At 37.6% G+C, this 19,837-nt stretch carries 20 protein-coding genes; 17 read left to right on the top strand and 3 right to left on the bottom strand.

Annotation, left to right across the window (positions count from 1 at the left end; all coding sequences use genetic code 11):
- Window positions 1-70: 70 nt before the first annotated feature.
- On the top strand, window positions 71-1,378 hold the full coding sequence (locus GMB86_RS06905; RefSeq protein ID WP_155218053.1) for a bifunctional folylpolyglutamate synthase/dihydrofolate synthase: 1,308 nt from the start codon (window positions 71-73) through the stop codon (window positions 1,376-1,378).
- 133 nt (window positions 1,379-1,511) lie between these two features.
- Entirely contained in the window at window positions 1,512-3,209 is a 1,698-nt protein-coding gene (locus GMB86_RS06910) for a sensor domain-containing diguanylate cyclase (RefSeq protein ID WP_155218055.1), read from the top strand.
- 45 nt (window positions 3,210-3,254) lie between these two features.
- On the opposite strand, the gene GMB86_RS06915 is transcribed toward GMB86_RS06910, so the two are convergent.
- Genes GMB86_RS06915 through GMB86_RS06925 form a run of 3 tightly spaced genes read right to left on the bottom strand, consistent with a single transcriptional unit; the run spans window position 3,255 to window position 5,579 of the window.
- Window positions 3,255-4,682, bottom strand: coding sequence for a PilX N-terminal domain-containing pilus assembly protein (locus tag GMB86_RS06915; RefSeq protein WP_155218057.1), 1,428 nt, complete (start codon window positions 4,680-4,682; stop codon window positions 3,255-3,257).
- A complete protein-coding gene (locus GMB86_RS06920) occupies window positions 4,679-5,143 on the bottom strand; it encodes a PulJ/GspJ family protein (RefSeq protein ID WP_155218059.1) in 465 nt (154 codons plus the stop codon). The genes GMB86_RS06915 and GMB86_RS06920 overlap by 4 nt, the downstream gene beginning before the upstream one ends.
- 16 nt (window positions 5,144-5,159) lie before the next feature.
- A complete protein-coding gene (locus tag GMB86_RS06925) occupies window positions 5,160-5,579 on the bottom strand; it encodes a prepilin-type N-terminal cleavage/methylation domain-containing protein (RefSeq protein ID WP_155218061.1) in 420 nt (139 codons plus the stop codon).
- A 490-nt stretch (window positions 5,580-6,069) separates the two neighbouring features.
- On the opposite strand from GMB86_RS06925, the gene GMB86_RS06930 reads away from it, so the two are divergent.
- From GMB86_RS06930 to minD, 15 genes are all read left to right on the top strand, one after another.
- Entirely contained in the window at window positions 6,070-7,740 is a 1,671-nt protein-coding gene (locus GMB86_RS06930; RefSeq protein WP_155218063.1) for a GspE/PulE family protein, read from the top strand.
- A 15-nt stretch (window positions 7,741-7,755) separates the two neighbouring features.
- A complete protein-coding gene (locus tag GMB86_RS06935; RefSeq protein WP_155218065.1) occupies window positions 7,756-8,781 on the top strand; it encodes a type IV pilus twitching motility protein PilT in 1,026 nt (341 codons plus the stop codon).
- 41 nt (window positions 8,782-8,822) lie between these two features.
- Window positions 8,823-10,031 carry a type II secretion system F family protein gene (locus tag GMB86_RS06940; protein ID WP_155218067.1) on the top strand — a complete coding sequence of 403 codons (1,209 nt, stop codon included), beginning with the start codon at window positions 8,823-8,825 and terminating at the stop codon, window positions 10,029-10,031.
- 15 nt (window positions 10,032-10,046) lie between these two features.
- Complete coding sequence (locus tag GMB86_RS15950) at window positions 10,047-10,463, top strand: type IV pilin protein (protein WP_155218069.1); 417 nt, start codon at window positions 10,047-10,049, stop codon at window positions 10,461-10,463.
- A gap of 11 nt (window positions 10,464-10,474) precedes the next feature.
- Window positions 10,475-11,236 (top strand): prepilin peptidase, encoded by a 762-nt coding sequence (locus tag GMB86_RS06950; protein ID WP_155218071.1) that lies wholly within the window; start codon window positions 10,475-10,477, stop codon window positions 11,234-11,236.
- 54 nt (window positions 11,237-11,290) lie between these two features.
- Window positions 11,291-12,247, top strand: coding sequence for a type IV pilus biogenesis protein PilM (gene pilM, locus GMB86_RS06955; RefSeq protein ID WP_196220147.1), 957 nt, complete (start codon window positions 11,291-11,293; stop codon window positions 12,245-12,247).
- Entirely contained in the window at window positions 12,244-12,759 is a 516-nt protein-coding gene (locus tag GMB86_RS06960; protein ID WP_155218075.1) for a PilN domain-containing protein, read from the top strand. The genes pilM and GMB86_RS06960 overlap by 4 nt, the downstream gene beginning before the upstream one ends.
- Window positions 12,760-12,762: 3 nt before the next feature.
- Window positions 12,763-13,263 carry a type 4a pilus biogenesis protein PilO gene (gene pilO / locus GMB86_RS06965; RefSeq protein WP_155218077.1) on the top strand — a complete coding sequence of 167 codons (501 nt, stop codon included), beginning with the start codon at window positions 12,763-12,765 and terminating at the stop codon, window positions 13,261-13,263.
- 345 nt (window positions 13,264-13,608) lie between these two features.
- Window positions 13,609-14,700 (top strand): SPOR domain-containing protein, encoded by a 1,092-nt coding sequence (locus tag GMB86_RS06970; RefSeq protein ID WP_155218079.1) that lies wholly within the window; start codon window positions 13,609-13,611, stop codon window positions 14,698-14,700.
- Window positions 14,701-14,989: 289 nt separating this feature from the next.
- The gene (gene radC, locus GMB86_RS06975; protein WP_329602792.1) at window positions 14,990-15,676 is read left to right on the top strand and encodes a RadC family protein; all 687 of its coding nucleotides are present in this window, start codon (window positions 14,990-14,992) and stop codon (window positions 15,674-15,676) included.
- A 115-nt stretch (window positions 15,677-15,791) separates the two neighbouring features.
- Window positions 15,792-16,826 (top strand): rod shape-determining protein, encoded by a 1,035-nt coding sequence (locus tag GMB86_RS06980; protein ID WP_155218081.1) that lies wholly within the window; start codon window positions 15,792-15,794, stop codon window positions 16,824-16,826.
- Window positions 16,827-16,842: 16 nt separating this feature from the next.
- Window positions 16,843-17,712 carry a rod shape-determining protein MreC gene (gene mreC, locus GMB86_RS06985; RefSeq protein WP_329602793.1) on the top strand — a complete coding sequence of 290 codons (870 nt, stop codon included), beginning with the start codon at window positions 16,843-16,845 and terminating at the stop codon, window positions 17,710-17,712.
- Window positions 17,713-18,225, top strand: a complete 513-nt coding sequence (mreD, locus tag GMB86_RS06990) for a rod shape-determining protein MreD (RefSeq protein ID WP_155218085.1) — start codon at window positions 17,713-17,715, stop codon at window positions 18,223-18,225.
- A gap of 58 nt (window positions 18,226-18,283) precedes the next feature.
- Window positions 18,284-18,961 (top strand): septum site-determining protein MinC, encoded by a 678-nt coding sequence (gene minC / locus GMB86_RS06995; RefSeq protein WP_155218087.1) that lies wholly within the window; start codon window positions 18,284-18,286, stop codon window positions 18,959-18,961.
- A gap of 23 nt (window positions 18,962-18,984) precedes the next feature.
- Window positions 18,985-19,782: a septum site-determining protein MinD gene (gene minD / locus GMB86_RS07000; RefSeq protein WP_155218089.1), complete on the top strand. Its 798-nt coding sequence runs from the start codon at window positions 18,985-18,987 to the stop codon at window positions 19,780-19,782.
- Window positions 19,783-19,837 lie beyond the last annotated feature (55 nt).

A 19,837-nucleotide genomic window follows, 5' to 3' on the forward strand; every position in this document is an offset into this window, starting at 1 on the left:
ACATTCTATGACGGTGGTCGGATGGGATACTCATCCGCCATCGTTCATTTCATTATAGGAGGAGCCTCGTATGTTTCAATCGATTGATGAAACGTTAAACTGGATACATGAACGCCTACCTCATGGGATCAAACCAGGTACGGAAAGAATGACATGGGTGCTTGAAAGATTAGATCATCCGGAAAGAAAAATGAAAACAATCCATGTTGGAGGTACAAATGGAAAAGGTTCGACAGTCAGCTTTTTAAGACATATCTATCAAGCTGCTGGTTATAAGGTAGGAACGTTTATTTCGCCGTATATCACCTGTTTCAATGAACGGTTAATGATCAATGGTGAGTACATATCTGATGAGGATCTTATCAAAGCGGCTAAGATAATTTATCCATATGTTCAAGAATTAGACCGGAGTGATTTAGGTGCTCCGACCGAATTTGAAGTGGTCACCATGATCAGCTTTGTTTACTTTGGTATCTTAAAGCCTTGTGATCTTGTGATTTATGAAGTCGGTCTTGGCGGAAGACTGGATTCGACAAACGTCATTCATCCTCTTGTCTCTGTTATTACGAATGTAGGTATGGATCACATGGCGCAACTTGGTGATACGATCGCTGAGATTGCTTATGAGAAAGCAGGCATCATCAAAGAAGGTGTAGCAGTTGTCACATCTGCTGAAGATGAAGAAGCCATTCGGGTTATTCAAGACAAAGCGTCTAAACAGAAAGTAGACCTTTTTTTAATGGGTCGAGAGTTTCGTACAGAGAATATCTCTCATTCTTATCTTGAAGAAATAGTAACGTTCTATTCAACTCTTGGTGACTATCGTGATATTCACATTAGGATGCGTGGTGAACATCAGATAAAAAATGCGAGTCTCGCACTTATGGTGGTCAACTATCTAAACTCGAAACATCACTTTTACGTTAATGAAGAGAGTTTACGGCAAGGGATGCTTCAGACTTCTTGGCCAGGGCGTTTTGAGATAGTTTCGGAAAACCCGCTTATTCTTCTGGATGGCGCTCACAATATTCAAGGAACGGAAGCCCTAGTCAAAGCACTTAAACGTTATTACAGCCATTATCATATCCATACGATTTATTCAGCACTTAAAGACAAAGAGTATCGTGATATGATTCATGATATCGAATCGGTGTCCGAGTCCATCACTTTCACCACTTTTGATTATCCAAGAGCTGAATCTGCCGACCATCTCTATGAGTGTTCATCACATCCAGTTAAGTGTATTAACAACGATTGGAAAGGGAGTATTCAAGAAAGCGTTCAAAAGATAGAGAAAGGTTCGGTACTATTAATAACAGGCTCCCTTTACTTTATTTCTCAAGTCAGACAGTTTATTAAGCAGAATAGTATCAAATAAAACGTACCTACACAAAAAGGTTATTTTTTTCAATTTTATTTAAAAAAAGACTTTATTTAACTATCAGTTTATGACTAAAATATAAGGAATAGGAGAAAAGTCTGGGTTTTAAGGTAGGAAGGGGCAAAAAGATTTGGGCAGGAGACTAAAAATAGGAATTTGGGTAACATGGTTAATCGCTTTTCTAACGATAATTCCTTTAATCTATCATTTTGAGCCACCACAATTTCATTACCCCGTTTATTCTATGGTAGGTATGTCCATTTTGATGATTTTATCATCATTATCGTCTTTTCGTGTTAAGGGAATTAACATCATTTTGCTTGATGCAATCTCTTTTGCTACCCTTCTCATGTTTGGTTTATTAATAAACATTGTCATTGTGCAGTTAGGTATATTAACCTACATCCTATCCAAACGCATGAGTAAAAAAGAATTTTACCGTATACCCCTTAATTCTATTATTTTTCTCCTTGTGTGCCTTGTTTCGGGATTAGTTTACGATGCTATAGGTGGGGAAACTGGGATCATAAAAAACTGGACCACACTAAATTTTGGACAAGCCCTTATTTACTATGTAACATCTTTTTTAACCAATCATCTTTGTATTTATCTTTACCGGAAATGGATTCTAAAGGCCAATATGAAATTTATTGAGCAAGATACATTTTGGGAAGTTTTAATCGTTGTATTGCAGTTCCCACTTTCCATCATCTTGTGTTTAATGTATGGTTTTATTGGTATGTTGTCCATTGTTATTATCTCTGTTCCACTCGTTTCTCTTTCAGTCATTGTCCGTCTCATTAATGAAGCTTATAACAACAATCGTTTTTTACAACAAATAAGCAGACTTGGTCAAAAGTTATCTGAGCAATTATCTGTAGATCATATTCGAAAGACGTACTTCAAGACTATTTTTGATATTTTTCCAGTCGACTTTGTATATCTTGTAACGTATGAAAATCCCAATCAACCTAAGCTAGATTATGTGATGAATCGAAGTCAAGAACTCCTTTTTCCTAAAAAATTTAATGGTCTAGAAGACGTTAGTTATCTAGCCTATAAGCAAGGAAAAAGCCAACAAGGGAAAATCAAATGGAATAAAAGGCATTTTCTTGATGATTACACGGATTGGAAAGTGAAATATTATTTAATCACACCCGTCATTCGGGATCAACAAGTCATTGGTGTATTTACGGGTATATCTGAAGTACCCTTTCCTTCTTTTAGACAATGGAAAACTGGGGCCGACATCATTTGTAGCATCTATGGGACAGCTCTTGAAAATGCTCTAAATTTCGAAAAAACAAAACAAGAAAGTATACGTTGTCCGCTTACGAATCTGTATAATTACAGATATTTTATGTCCATCTTAGACGATCAATTTCGTAATAATAATAAAGAACATACCCCTTTTTCACTGATTATGATTGATATTGATGACTTTAAAGCGATTAATGATACCTATGGACATGAAAATGGTAACGTGGTTCTCAAAGGTATAGCTAAAGTTCTAGAATCTTTAGTAGGTAAAAAAGGGATCGTTGCTCGTTATGGCGGGGAAGAATTTATTATTTTGTTGTTTGATGATGATAAAAAGGAATGTGCTTCGATGGCTGAAACCATTCGTCACCATATAGCATCAGAAGATTTTATGATCTATAACGAAGAAGATGAATTACATGTAATAAAATTGACTGTAAGTATCGGATTTGCTACAGCCCCTTCACATGGGGAAGATGCCCCTACGTTAATTCGTAATGCAGACCGTGCGATGTATTTAGGAGCCAAGCAGAAAGGTAAAAACCGAGTTGCACAATATATAGGATGATAAGAAACCCTACTGAATCACAAGTTTCAGTGGGGTTTTTTAGGGCTATTGATAGGTTGTATTCGTTGTGGTGACGGTAAGCGTAGGTTTGGTCGTCGGGGTGGAAGCACCGCGTTTTAAAGGACCAAAAACGATTTTCCCATGATTACTTGTTTTGATTGTGGAGTTTCCCTTAATAACAACACCTTGATTAAAATAAACAGGGGATTTATTGCTTTTGGGATTAAATTCTCCATTTGAATAGACCGTTCGTGTAAAAGTCACTTCTTCATCCCAACTCGTTCCATCGTTACTTCGATCTATGGAATGGTTTATAAAGACATAACCTTCAAAACGATCTCCACCCCTATAATCTAATGAACCATCTAAATAGAGGTTACCCATACATGTTACTTTTCCATTTGTATTATTTAGGTCACCATAAATCATCGTATTTTTCATAAACGTGATATGACTGTCTTTGCCTAGGTGAATTTGTTGATTCAATCTTACATGGCCATTAAATACGGCATCTACGTCTTTATTTATAGTTAAAGCACCATCAATATATACATTTCCATTAATCGTTGTATCAGTTGATAATGTGACAGGACCATCAACGTAAACATCTCCTTTGAATGTAGCCTTCCCATTTATGTCTAAGTTGCCTTTGACGTACACACTTTTCTCAAAGGTCGTATCGTTATCAATATCTAATCCATTGGTAAAATTAACGTTATCAGAAAATTTATTTTTGATAATATGAGGGTTGTTTATTGTCGATGCCTGAGGTAAAGGATTTGCAGATGGCAATGTCATAGGCATCTGTTCAAATAAATGCTTAAAAGATGATATATCTACCGTCTGATGAGTTTCACCGACGCATTCTGAAGCCCCATTTATATAGACGTTATCATTTTTCTTGCAAGCCCAATTCCCATCAATAATAACACTTCCCTCGATATATGGAAGCGACAGCCCCATATAGTCTGGAGTCCTATTCGATTGACCTCCACCTGGACTATTTCCAGAGCTTGTTTCTTGTTCGTAAATAAATGTTTTGTCTTGTGTAATACTCTTTTCACTATTTTGTACTTTTCCTGTGCTTTTGATTGTCCAAGTTATCTTATTAGAAGATGCAGCTATATTTTCGATGGAAACTTGGTAGGAAGGATGCCCTTGAAGGGTGAAATCACTTGAAAGTTGACTCGGCTTGTTTGTATTAAGCAAACTTTGAAATTGATTAAATGTCTCTGGTAAGTGATTTTTTAGATCAGCTGTTACATCGTCGATTTTCACGTTAAAAGCTTTGAGGCCCATTTCAGCAGCACCCGTTGCTTGAGTTTGTTCAATTTGATGTCCGACTTGTTTCGTATGATTAAAACTCATGGTGACAATTGCTAATCCTAATATGGAGAAAACCATAAGAACAAGGAGAGTCATGAGAAGGGCTGAACCTTTTTCATTATTCGATTGAGGAACAAATCGTTTCATTGAGATCCATCCTTCTGTTCAGTTTCCTTCCAAGGGAAAGTTAGTGATGTTTTTAAGTGAAACGTTTTATCCTGATCCTGTGAGTCTCTAGGTTTTACGATATAGTTCATGTCAATCGTTGCCGTACTTTGATCGATGGTTTGCGGCGAACTCGTTCCACTATAAATAAAATCATCGCCTGAAATAACGTTGGTCTGATTATTTTTTGTATAAGTAATCATCAGTTTGCCATCAGAAGAGACCGATAGTTGAAAAGGGCGACTATTTTTATGACGAAAAGCGGTTGTTAGACGAGATAAGACAAGATCACTATCTTGCTGGATCATAGTTGTCGTGACATTTCGATGATATGACCGGATACCCAATTGATAGAGCCCAAATATCAAAATGGAAAGAACGGAAAAAAGAGTGAGAACGGCGAGTAACTCTACTAAAGTCATTCCTTTAGTGTCACGTTTCATAAATTTATCATATCCCTTAATTCTGCTTTGCAGTATAATAGTTATATAGTTCTACATAATTGGTATTGCTATAGTAAGATCTAACAACATATGTTGATAAATTAGTGTTATTTGACGGTTCTAAAAGATAGGTATAGAGCTGATAAGTATGGTTGTCACTGACTTGTTTAGTAAGGTTGACGATACACTTACTACCTTGAGGAACAGGCGTGGGTGAAGAGATAGATTGAGTAGAACACCCCAAAGTGGAACCAGCGTATGTCGTCTTTGAAATTTGATTTTGGGCGAGCTGGAGTGCCGTGCTTTTCACACCATTAAATGTCGTAACCCGGCCACTCTGAATAAAAAAAGAAGCAAAACTGATAAGTACAACAGAGAGCAGTGTGATGGCGGCAAGGATTTCTATTAAGGTCATCCCTTTGTCGTTACATGTCATAGTACATTACCTTTCGAATACCTACTTTTGTCTCAATTTTACTATGTTAATAGATAATTGAAAAGACTATTTTATTATATCCCGCAAGAACCGGGAGCATTGGCCGCACTTAAAATACGTGTTTAAAAAGGTGACAAATTAGAAGCAAGAAGGTCAAGGCGGCGCTGTTTTGAGGACCGGAATGTAGGTTTTTACTACATGAGGACCGGACTTCCATAGGATGTGGTGGCTTCAACGCCCGCCACAGGATGTGAGCGATTTTAGTTGAAGATCCTCTTGGAAAGCGCCCGAGATTCGCAGCTTATCATTTGGTGACTTTTTGAACTTCCTCCTCAAGGTCATGGGTATAATCAACCATTCCTTGGTGGGGACAAGTGCCCATGCCTGATTGGTTCAGGCTTACGATCAGTGGAGAATGAAAACTGAAATAAGTGGGACAAAATGACTGTTTGTCTTATTTTTACAACTTAAATCATTGGAGGACGCATGTATGGTCAGACAACGTCGCCGTTTAGGAGATTTGCTCGTTGAGGCGGGATTAATTAACCAAGAGCAGTTAGCAACTACTTTGGAACAAAAGAGACCGTCACAAAAGTTGGGTCATGCCCTCATTGAACGTGGTTACCTTTCTGAGCAGCAACTTCTTGAAATACTAGAAATTCAACTCGGAATCCCTCAGGTGAAATTATCGAATGTCATGATTGATCCTCAGATGGTTAATTTAATCGACAAAGATTTTGCTAAAAGAAATGAACTCTTGCCGATTGACAGAAAAGAAGATCGATTGCGAGTGGCCATGGCCAATCCTCTAGACTTTTACGCCATTGAGGACTTACAGATGATAACCGGTTTTAAAGTGGATGTTGTTCTTGCACTTCCCAGTGAGATTACAAAAACAATCAATCGCCTCTACGATGACGACAATCCAGTCGATGAATTATTATCCTCTGTTCGAGTGAATGCAGCACCAATGGAAGAATTACCAGTGGAAAATGGAATACAAGACGATTCACCCATCGTCAGGATGATTAACCAAACTCTACTTAGTGCGGTGGAACAACGCGCAAGTGACATTCATATTGATCCTGGTGAACATAGTATCACGATTCGATTTCGTATAGATGGTGAACTCCAGGTCTACCGAACATTTCCTAAAGAATTACTTAGTATTCTAACGACGCGAATAAAAGTCATCAGTCAATTGGATATTACAGAAAAAAGACTGCCACAAGATGGCAGAGTAACCGTGAATATTGCAAAGAGACGGATTGATTTACGTATCTCAACACTCCCTACCTTGTTTGGTGAAAAGATGGTTCTAAGGCTACTAAATACAGAAGATCTTCTGTTGAAAATTCCAAATGTGGGTTTCACAGAAAGACAAGCGAAGCAATTTGAAAAAATGATTTCCAGGCCAACGGGTCTCATTTTAATTACCGGACCTACAGGCTCAGGAAAAACGTCTACACTGTATGCGGCTTTAAATCATTTAAATACCGAAACGAAAAATATCATTACAATTGAAGATCCCGTGGAGTATCAGATTCATGGGATAAATCAAATCCAAATGAACGCAAAAATAGGCCTCACCTTTGCAACAGGGTTACGGGCTATTTTAAGGCAAGACCCAAATATTATCATGCTGGGTGAGATCCGTGATTCAGAGACGGCTGAAATTACGATTCGTGCTTCGTTAACCGGTCATCTTGTCCTAAGTACATTGCATACGACAGATGTACCCACAACCATCTACAGGCTCATTGATATGGGGATTGACCCATTTCTTGTGGCTGCATCACTGAGTGGTGTGATTGCTCAACGTTTAGTGAGACGGGTTTGCCGAGATTGTAGTGAGCCTTATTCGCCAAGTGCTGTTGAGAGAGCACTATTTGAAAAGGCTGGCCAAGTTTGTCCAGAAAAATTAATGAAAGGTGCCGGCTGTGAATTATGTCACCATACTGGGTACATGGGTCGTACAGCTGTCCACGAAATGGTTGAAATGACCGATTTAATATCAGAGCACTTAATTGAAAAGCATACATATCGTCATATTCAACAGATGATTCGTGAATCTGGGGCGCAAACGATGCTTGAAAATGGTTTGAGCAAAGTGAGACAAGGAATAACAACATGCGATGAATTGTTAAAAATTATGAGTTGATCGGGGGGAAGATACATGATAAAACAATTGGACGACTGGCTTATAGCGGCATGCACACGACAAGCATCTGATCTGCATTTGTCCGTAGGTGTCTCTCCGATCATCCGCATCAATGGAGAGTTAATTCAATTAGATGCGCCAAGTATTAAACCACAAGACACGGAGTTATTGGTTCAAAGTATTTTAAATGAGAAGCAATTAGATCAGCTGGAATGCAATGGGGAAATTGATTTTTCGTATAGCATTCCTAAAGTCTCACGATTTCGTGTGAATGCTTACCGGCAGCGATCGTGTTATAGTCTAGCATTTCGCGTCATTCCAAGAGAAATTCCAACTCTTCAATCCCTTGAATTACCGAACGTATTAGAGACTCTCTGCCTAAGGCCCCATGGTTTATTTTTGGTTACAGGTCCAACGGGCAGTGGAAAATCAACGACGCTTGCAGCGATCATTGATTATTTGAACCGGACCGTGAGCCGGCATATTATTACACTTGAAGATCCTATTGAATATTTGCATAGTCATAATAAGTGCATCATTCAACAACGAGAAATAGGCAGTGATACCCACTCTTTCGCCTTCGGATTACGTTCTGCCTTACGTCAAGATCCAGATCTCATTTTAGTCGGTGAAATGCGGGATTTGGAGACTGTTCGAACGGCTCTTACAGCAGCTGAAACGGGTCACCTTGTCCTAGCAACGTTACATACAAATGACGCCGTTTCAACCATTGATCGTATCATAGATATTTTTCCTGCCGAACAACAAGGTCAAATACGTGTTCAGCTAGCATCAGAACTTGTAACGGTTGTTTCTCAGCGTTTGTTTCCGACGCCAGATCATAAGGGGCGACGTGCAGCCATCGAACTGATGATTAATAATCAAGCGATTAGCCACTTAATACGTGAAAAGAAAATCTATCAAATTCCTAGTGTGATTCAGGTGAATCGTGCCCAAGGGATGCAGACAATGGCTAATGCAATTAAAGAAATGGTGATGAAACGATTGATTGCATCGGAATCGATCGAATCTTTCGTATAGAAAGATGAAAGTATAGAGCCAGAAAGCAAGGTGTCAAAGTAATGCCATTTTATGAATATGTCGGTATGACCCCTTCTGGGAAACTTAAACGTGGAAGATTAGAAGCGGAAAATAAGCAACAAGCCGGCCAACGTATTGTTGACAAAGGATTAATTATTCAGGACGTTTCGGAGCGAAAGCCCAATCTCTTAATGAAGGATATTGCGATATTTCACCAAGTGAAATTACAAGAGAAGGTGGTTTTTCTTCGCCAATTTGCCACGATTATTAAAGCTGGGGTTACAGTTGCCGAAACTTTGCAGATATTGGCGGATCAAGAAACGAAAAATCGCTATTTTAAATCAATCATTGAGGATATGAGTGATGAACTGGAAATGGGACATGCTCTTTCAGATGCCTTTGAAAAATATCCATCCGTTTTTAGCCCCATGATTGTGCAAATGATACGTGCAGGAGAAACGAGTGGTCGATTGGAAGAAAGTCTGAATCATTTAGCGACGTTTTATGAGAAACAACACCAATCAAGGCAAAAGATGACGACAGCGATGATTTATCCCCTTTTTGTATTGGCTATCTCTATTTTAGTCGTTGCCTTTCTATTAATCTCTATTATTCCGATGTTCAAAAAAATGTTTTCAGGACTTCATCAGCAAATGCCAGCCGTCACACAATTGACTCTATCAATCAGTGACTGGATGCGGCATGATTGGTATATTTGGCTAGGGTTTATTTTCCTATTTATTTTTTTAATTGTCCTTTTACATAAAAATAAATCTAGTAAATATTGGCTAGATGATGCTATAATTAAATTACCAATTATAGGTCAATTAGTCTATAAATCTGAACTATCTCGGGTACTTTGGATGCTGAGTTTGCTCTTATCAAGTTCGGTTCCTGTCATTGAAGCACTCAAATCGATTGAGAGAATCACATCTAATCTAGCCATTCAAAGAGCCATTAAAAATTCCAGTAGAAGGCTAGAATCAGGTATTTCGCTTTCTGAAGCATTTAAAAGTGAACCGATCTTTCCAGGGATTATACATCATATGACAGCGATTGGTGAAAGAACGGGGACACTCGACGCCATGTTGGACAAAGTATCAAAGTACTATGAGGATGATGTTTCTCGTCTTCTTGAACGGATGAAAGCCCTCATTGAACCTGTATTAATGTTAGTCCTGGCCATTGTTGTTGGATTCATCGTGATGTCGATTGTCGTCCCGATGTTTCAAATATACCAAAACATGTAATAAGGAGGACGAAATATGTTGAAAAAATTCATGAACAAAAAGAATCAAAAAGGTTTTACATTAGTTGAACTCTTAGCCGTTATTGTGATTCTAGCTGTAATTGCTGCGATTGCAGTGCCGAGTATTACGTCGATTATAAAAAAATCAAATGATAAGGCTGCTGTTCAAGATGCTTTAACTATTATTCATGCTGCAAAACTATATGTTGGTGAACATAATATTACTTCAACTACAACTCTTAGTAAAACTGAATTGTCACCTTATGTAGAGAAATCTAGCGATATCAGTAAAAATGAAAATTACTCGGTAGCCGTTCACATAAGTGATACAGACGCAAACTATATTATTAAAGGTATAACTTTAAACGGTCCTAAAAGAAGTACAGGTGGTTACGAAGAATCTGAATTGATAAAATACAATAAAGGTAATTAGTTCCAAATAATATGTTTATCCTAATAGACATCTATATTCTCATTCTCGGCCTTTGTCTCGGCTCGTTTTATAATGTGGTCGGGCTCCGCGTCCTTGAAGGTGAGTCTCTCATTTCGCCGCCATCGCACTGCCCGTCGTGCGGTAGGCGGCTATCTTTTGTTGATTTAGTCCCGGTCTTATCATATGTATTATTGCGCGGGAAATGTCGAACGTGTCATAGTCCAATTTCCCCATTGTATCCGTTCGTTGAAGCTAGCACAGGGATTCTTTTTTTATTAGCTTTTCTTTTCACTCCTTCCTTAACGGATATGGTTGTTGGCTGGTTACTCATCTCGATTCTAATGATTATTCTTGTGACAGATATCACAAAAATGATGATACCTGACAAAATCATGGTCTTCTTTTTCATTCTCTTTTTCCTTTTCCGATGTTTTGTAAGACTTGAGCCATGGTGGGATGCACTTCTCGGTATGGCAGTTGGATTTGGACTACTCATGCTTATTTTCATTGTGAGCCGCGGGAAAGGAATGGGCGGCGGTGATATCAACCTTTTTGCCGTGATGGGTTTGTTAGTAGGAACGAAAATCATTTTGCTCGGGTTCTTTTTTTCAACGTTTTATGGTGCAGTGATTGGTATGATGGGTATGGCGTTAGGTAAATTTAAACGAAATAAGCCATTGCCATTTGGTCCATTCATTGCTTTAGGGATGTTAACAGCCTTTTTCTTCGGTGAGAAACTGCTGCATCTATATTTGGATATATTTTTATGGTGATCTTGTAGGTAATTTGAATTCAGGATAGTAATCTTTTATACGAGGATGGTCGGAATGCTTCATAGATTAACAACTCTATTTCAATCACAAGTGGTTATCGGTCTAGTTTTTTCTGATGAAAGTATACGACTCGTTGTTATGAAACAAAAGTCATCAAAGCTTTCACTCCTACACTATCATAACATGTCTCTTGATCATGGGTTAATTGAAGGTGGAAAAATAACGGATTTATCTGCTTGTAAATTAAAATTAAAAGAGGCGGTTCGTTCGCTCAAAATTAGAGGAAAAAAAGTGGTGTTCGCCGTACCAGATGAACTTGTAAGTTTGCGAGTGATGACGCTTCCTGGGCAAATGACGGATGGTGATATCCAAAATTATTTGTACATTGAAGTGGGTCATAAAGTACAAGTTCCATTTGAAAATCCTGTGTTTGATTTTCATGTGTTGAATCGAGACCCAGTGCAAACGAAAGTGATCCTTATTGCTAGTGACAAAGATTCCGTTGAAATATATCGTACATTAATAAACGATTCAGGGTTAAAAGCGATAAGTGCAGAAATTAATGCCATCGGTTTTACCCGCTATGCTCAGTGGATGACTAAAAGGAAAGATCCTATTCATCGTATGGCCATACAACTTGAAAAAAAGAGTGCAAGTATTTATATCTATGATCAAGGCATCCCACTATTTATGCGCCAGATTCCTCTAGAATCAGGGAGTGACCTAGATTCGACTGGGGAAGATTTAGCTATTTTTAATGTTGCAACGGAAATTGATCGGATCTTGAACTTCTACCAATTTACGATTCAAGAAGGGGCAGAACATGTTTCTCAAATCGATGTCTTTGGCAACCATCCGAATCGAAAAGCTTACGTCGATGTTTTAAAGAGTGTCATCCAAATTCCAGTCACGAATGATAAAGATCAAGTGGATGTTGAATTTCTTAATTCTAGTTTACCAAGCCATTATCTTATACCGCTTGGTCTAGCGCTAAAGCAGGTACAATTATGATTGAAATTAATTTATTACCGTATGAGAAAAAGTCGCCTAAAGGATATAAATACTTTGTTTTTGGATTTATAATTTTTTGCCTTATAACAGCGGCAGGTCTAGGCTTTTATACGTGGAAAGTAAACCACAAATTGTCAGAGGCTCATGCCAGGTTGTCTTCCATCAAAGCATCTGTATTAGAACCATCTTCTCCTGGATCTGAAGAGGTTACGCCAGAAACTGCGCTTGAGGCATTAGAACAAAATCGAATTCGTTTGTATTCGAATCTTGTCTCTTTAGATAAACCATTACCTAAGGGAAGTACGATTGATTTAATATCTTATGACTCATCAAAAGTCACCATTAATTATACGGTTTCTCATTTTGATGACATGAAGACGTATGTCGATCGATTAAGAAAGGCATCTTTTGAAAATGTCGTTATGAATCAAGCGGTGAATTCAAAGCCCAATCAGGATGGAACCTACTCTGTTCAAATCGAGCTGACACTACCGAAAAGTAAGGAGCAATAGAAAATGAGACAAACGATGATGGTCACCATAGCAGCAATGTGTCTAATCCTGTTTGGTTTTGTCCTTTTCTACTTAAAATTTTTAATACCGATGCAGGATGATTTAGCATACACAAAGGCAACAATTGATCATTATCAACAATTATCAAAAGAAAAGCCATCTAAACAAGAGAATCATCTATCGGTAAATAAGGCACTCCCTTCCTCACCTGATGTCGAAACATTTTTCGTAGATGTCCATCGCATCGCAAGTGCAAATCAAATCGGGACTCTTTCTATTATAAAAAGTGATCAAGAATCAAGCTCTAATGTACCAGACTATGTGATCCGGAACACATATACCTTAACGATTCAAGCAAAGAATAAGCAAAATATCAAAGAATTCATCCATGATGTTGAGAAGTTAAAACGTGAATTTTCAATAAACAAATTAGAAATTAGTGGATGGTCGGCTAAAAATGTACAGGCAATATGTCATTTAACTCTGTATTCATTTAAAAAATAGACTAAGATACAAAAAGTGTAAAACATTGACGAAAAGAATTATGGACAAGACGACAAAAGTCTTGTCTTTTTTTTGTCTATTTATGATATTCTTCGTTATAAAATGAAGATGTTATTGTACGGACGTGCCTAAGCAACATTGAAATCTTGGTTAACAAAGCTAGATTTCCGTATTTTAAATAATCCATCTAAATTAGAAGGGACTATGGAAAGGTATAGCTCATCCTATGCGAGATGACTTATGATCATTCAGATTCTGGGAAGATTCAATTTGATCTCAATAGATTTTTGAAGACTTTTTATGGCTCGGTAAGGAATTGCAAATAACAGAAAGGATGGTTCATTCATGACTTTCGATAAAGATAAAAAAAGACCGGATATTACCATTTTGATCAATGGGAAAGAACATGACATGGGTGATTGGGTCAATTCGGAAACAGCGGCTACTCAGTCTGAAAAAACATTGAATTGGCGGGAGTCTTTTCATGAAGAACAAGATGCCTATAAAGAGAGAGAAAGAGAGAATGAGGATTTTGCAGCCGGTCACGAATTTAATCGACACTACCAATTAAACAAGAAAAAAAGAAAATCACTAACCAAGCGGAAAAAAGTTCACAACGGGTATGCTAAAAAAAAGAAAAATATGACGAATTCACCCACAATATCACTAAATTCATGGATTCCTATTTTTGCTGCTGTCATTGTAGGACTCGGTCTGGGCTTCTCTTTACTTATGTATTTTTCAGGTCAACAAGAAAGTTCAAAAAAGGCGTTGGAGGCACAAACTGTAAATGGGACGCCAAACTCTAACGAAGCACAAGCAGCTTCAAAAACCTATGATTTGAATCAAGAGCTGTATGTCATCCAAGCAGGGGTTTTTAGTGATTCTGCTCAAGCAAATAAAAAAATCAAACAATTAAATAAGAAGAAAGTAGCTGCAGCCCTATTTGAAAATAACGGACAATATTCCGTCATGATACAAATGTCGACGAATCAGAAACAGAATGATCAACTTGCCAAACTATATAAGAAAAAACATATCTCAACTTATACAAAATCGTTCACCATTAAAAATAATAATTCCACTTTGTTAAAAAATAACGCTGTTGCATCTTTTATGTACAAAGGAAAAGACTTAGTGCAGCAGCTTATGTCTGTTATTCAAACCATGAGGCTATCCGGTGGGAAGACAGACGTATCACAAAAAGTAAAGAAAATGACCGTTTCAAAAGTGAAGTGGGAACTTCCGTCTACCCAACTTAAAACTATGTCATCACAAAATCAGCGGGATATAAAATCCTTTTATAACGATTTGACCAATGCCATTATTCAAGTTAATGCACTGAAAGATGACTGGAATGATCAAAGAGGTTATCAATGTGAGCAAAATATCATTCAAGCTTTGTCAAAATATGAAAGAATTTTGCATGCAAGTTAAATAATCAAGTTTTTATTTCTAGGCCTTTGTCGGCGCCTTATAGACCCCACAACCGGCAAGTTTTCTTCAAAAATTGAATGCTTTTTAAGATTTTAGTTCATAAAAGCTTTATTTATGTCGAAAATATAATTGATATCTCGAAAATTGTTTGATTATCGATGCATTTATCATACTTTTGTTAAGTTGTCATCCTTCATCACCTTATCCTATGCTATTTGGAAGGACTCAAACATTTTATTATGTTAAGTCAATGATCTAAATAGTCGTTGATGAAGGAGGAATTGATATTATGCATGATCATATAATGATTCGAGACGTTCCTAAAGAGGAAAGGCCAAGAGAAAGACTCATACGAGATGGTGCGGAATCACTGTCTAATACGGAACTGTTAGCGATTGTTTTAAGAATGGGCTCAAAGCACGAATCGGTTCTTCAACTATCTCAAAGGATCATGTGTCATTTTGAAGGTCTTGCCTATTTGAAAAATGCCTCAGTTCAAGAATTACAAAAGGTAAAAGGAGTCGGCCAGGCCAAAGCTGTCCAAATCCTTGCATCACTTGAACTTGGCAGAAGAATGTTTCAAGAAAAAAACAATGAACGATATACGATTCGTTCACCTGAAGACGGGGCAAACTATGTCATGGAAGACATGCGTTTCCTAACTCAAGAACATTTCGTTTGCGTCTATTTGAATACAAAAAATCAAGTCCTTCATCGAAAAACCATCTTTATTGGAAGTCTTAACGCCTCCATTGTTCATCCACGGGAAGTGTTTAAGGAGGCTTTTCGTCGATCGGCTGCATCTTTGATCTGTTTTCATAATCATCCAAGTGGGGATCCGGCGCCAAGTCAAGAGGATATTGTTGTTACAAAAAGACTTGTAGAATGTGGTAAGATGATTGGAATTGATGTTCTTGATCATATCATCATTGGCGATAAACGATTTATTAGTTTAAAAGAAAAAGGTATATTTTAACCCTGTTTTTTTATAAAATATTAGTCTATAATTAAATTTATGAGCTTTATAACGGTTGTCAAAAAGTGCTAATACTTTTTAACAAGCTCTTATAGCATGAAGGGAGATTACATAGATGTTTGGCGGATTTTCTAGAGATATGGGAATCGACCTCGGTACGGCGAATACCCTAGTATATGTTAAAGGAAAGGGTGTTGTTGTTCGAGAACCATCCGTTGTGGCGCTCAGAACGGACACTGGAACAATTGAGGCAGTAGGTAACCCAGCAAAGAACATGATCGGAAGAACACCAGGAAATATTGTTGCAGTACGTCCAATGAAAGATGGCGTCATCGCTGACTTTGAAACAACGGCAACTATGATGAAGTATTTTATCAATGAGGCACAAAAAAAACGATCCTATTTCTCACGCAAACCGAATGTCATGGTTTGTGTACCCTCCGGTATTACAGCAGTAGAAAAACGAGCAGTTGAGGACGCAACTAAACAAGCGGGTGCGAAAGAAGCCTATACAATTGAAGAACCCTTTGCTGCAGCCGTAGGTGCTGATCTACCGGTATGGGAACCGACAGGGAGCATGGTCGTCGATATTGGTGGAGGTACGACCGAAGTGGCAATTATTTCCCTCGGTGGAATTGTCACATGCCAATCGATTCGTATTGCCGGAGATGATATGGATGAACATATCATTCAGTATGTCAAGAAAAATTATAATTTAATGATTGGTGAACGGACGTCTGAAGCCCTTAAACTTCAAATTGGTTCTGCCGGACCAACAGATGAAGATGAGGATATGGAAATTAGAGGACGAGATCTCCTGACGGGTCTACCTAAAACGATTAACATAACAGCCAAAGAAGTGGCTTCTGCCTTATCTGACACGGTGGGGCAAATTGTAGAAGCTGTTAAAACAACACTCGAAAATACACCACCGGAACTTGCTGCTGATATTATGGACCGCGGGATTGTGTTAACGGGCGGTGGTGCCCTTTTGAAAAATCTTGATCGTGTATTGAGCGAAGAAACGAAAATGCCTGTAATCGTTGCGGATAACCCAATGGATTGTGTAGCCATTGGAACGGGTAAATCATTAGAAAATTTACATTTATTTCGGTCGAAGGCAGGGATTTCTTCGACAAGAAAAAAGTAAAGTGAATAAGAAGTAGGTGTCTCTATTGCCTTCATTTTTTTCAAATAAAAGGCTTATTGTTCTTCTAGCTAGTATAATTGTACTGGGTGCACTCATCGGATATTCTATAAAAGAAAGAAAACAGATGGCATGGCCTGAACAATTTGCACACGATACAGTTGGACTGTTTCAATATATCTTTAATAGACCCGCTCATTATGTAGCGGGTTTCTTTGGGACTATCCAAGATATTGAAAATACGTATAAAGAAAATAAAGCTCTTAAGGAAAATTTAAGTGACTATGCACGAGTGAAACAAGAAAATCGAGATTTAAAACATGATTATCAAGACTTAAAAAAACAAATGAATTTAAGTGACATGCCGGAGCTTTCGGATTTCAAAAAACTACCTGCGCTTGTTATCGGTCGCTCTAATGATGGTTGGAATCAAATTGTTATCGTAGATAAAGGTGAGAATGATGGGATAAAGGCAGATATGGCTGTGGTTACGTCCGATGGTTTGGTCGGAAAAATAGGGAAAGTAAGTAAATTTACGAGTGAAGTAATTTTACTTACAAATACGGAACAACAAAATCAGATTTCAGCTATGAGCAATCATGTTTATGGTATGGTAGAAGGTTATGACAGCAAACATGGAACGCTTTTATTTCAAAAGATCCCGATCAAATCGAAAGTGAAAAAAGGACAGATTGTCACGACATCTGGATATAGCCAGTTATTCCCAAGTGGACTCCCAATAGGGAAAATCACTCGCGTAACAACGGATCAGTATGGATTAACTAAGATTGCACAAGTTCAACCCTCTGCAAACTTTAACGATTTAAATCATGTCGTGATTGTTGAAAGAACCGCTCGTTCAGCAGCGACGGATTCGGAGAATAAATAAATGAAACACTTAAAATTATTTTTCGTCCTTTTTTTACTGTTAATCATTGAAGGATCTGTTATGCCTGTGTTTTTGCCGGATTTTCAGTGGAAACCCATTCAAATGGTTCCCACCTTTGTTTTTATTTTTATCCTGTTTATGTCCTTTTTCTTAAGCCGTAACCTTAGCCTTTTGTATGGTATTATATTTGGTTTTCTTACAGACGTGGTTTATACATCTATTCTAGGTGTCTATGCTTTCTGTATAGGACTAACGGCTTATCTTTTCAGTTACTTGGCAAGATTATTCCATTTGAATCTCTTTATTGTTTTAATTTTAACTTTACTTGGAATAAGTGTTTTTCAATTTGAAGTCTATATGATCTATTCGCTCATAGGCGTGACGAATCAATCATTAACAGAGTTTTTTAAGTGGCGTCTTCCTGCGACACTTTTGCTGAATGGGGTTTTTATCATTCTCTTTTATTACCCATTTCGGCGACTTTTACTTAAAATTGATAAATCAAGCGACTGAAAAAGAAGGATTTTATATGCGTTTTGTTGAATATATCTTTTTGAGGTGAACGGATCTTATGTCAAAGACACAACCTTTTGTGACGATTAAAGGGAAAAAAGATGGGTTAATACTAGAGTTAGATGAAAATTGCGCTTATGATCGATTAATTCATGAGCTAAAAGATAAACTAGTAAACAACCAAAAACCGTATCAGGACGGTCCGCTTATCTCTGTCAAAGTACAAACAGGCCATCGCTATTTGTCTCAAGAACAAAAAAAAGAATTAACTGAAATTATACGTTCACAAGATAAACTTTTTGTGGCATCTATAGAATCAGACGTCATGACAAAAGCTGAGTGTGAAGATAGACTTGCAAAAAGTAAAATGATGACTATGCATCGTATGGTCCGTTCTGGCCAAATTCTTGAAGTGGAAGGTAACCTTTTGCTTTTTGGAGATGTTAACCCGGGTGGACAGGTTATTGCAACTGGAAATATCTATATAATGGGAGTTTTACGAGGTATTGCACATGCCGGTGTTAATTCCGAAAGATCAGCGATCATTGCTGCATCCGTAATGAAGCCAACTCAATTGCGTATTGATGATGTTATTAGTCGTTCAGATGATAATCAAGAATTTGATAAAAGAGATCATGCCATGGAGTATGCTTTTATTGATTCCTCACTCAATCAAATTGTCATTGACCGTATTCAGTCACTATCAAAGAAAAATTTTGCGTTTATGTGGCAATAATTACGAGAGGGGTGTTTTAATTCATGGGAGAAGCGATTGTTGTAACTTCAGGAAAAGGCGGCGTTGGTAAAACAACAACAACAGCCAACTTGGGGACAGTTCTTGCACTTCAAGGGAAAAAGGTTTGTCTTGTTGATACAGATATCGGACTTCGCAACCTAGATGTTGTGATGGGTCTTGAAAATCGAATTATTTATGACCTTGTTGATGTAGCACAAGGACGTTGTAAATTAAATCAAGCATTGATTAAAGATAAACGATTTGAAGATTTAACTTTACTTCCAGCGGCTCAGACAAGTGATAAAACATCTGTTGATCAAAAACAAATGAAGTGGATAATAGATGAATTAAAGCGGGATTACGATTATGTCGTGATTGATTGCCCAGCTGGGATTGAATCAGGATTTAAAAATGCTATTGCAGGAGCAGATCATGCCATTGTCGTAACCACGCCCGAGATTTCATCCGTTCGTGACGCAGATCGGATTGTTGGTTTACTAGAACAAGAAGAAAACATTTCTTCACCACGATTGATCATTAATCGCATTAGAAGTCACATGATCAAAACAGGTGATATGTTAGAAGTTGATGAGATTATCAATATTCTAGCAATTGATCTCTTAGGTATTGTCATTGATGATGATGCTGTTATCTCAGCAACAAACAAGGGAGAACCAGTTGCCTTACATCCTTCATCAAAATCTTCTTTAGCTTATCGTAACATTGGTCGAAGGATTCTAGGTGAGACGGTTCCATTATTATCAATTGACGACAAACCGGGTTTCTTAAAAAAAGTAAAACAATTATTAGGCATGCGGTAATCATATAATCAAGAATCGTTTAAACCACTAGATTTCTCTAGTGGTTTTTCTATTC

Source organism: Terrilactibacillus tamarindi (assembly GCF_009718825.1).
GTDB lineage: Bacteria > Bacillota > Bacilli > Bacillales > Sporolactobacillaceae > Terrilactibacillus > Terrilactibacillus tamarindi.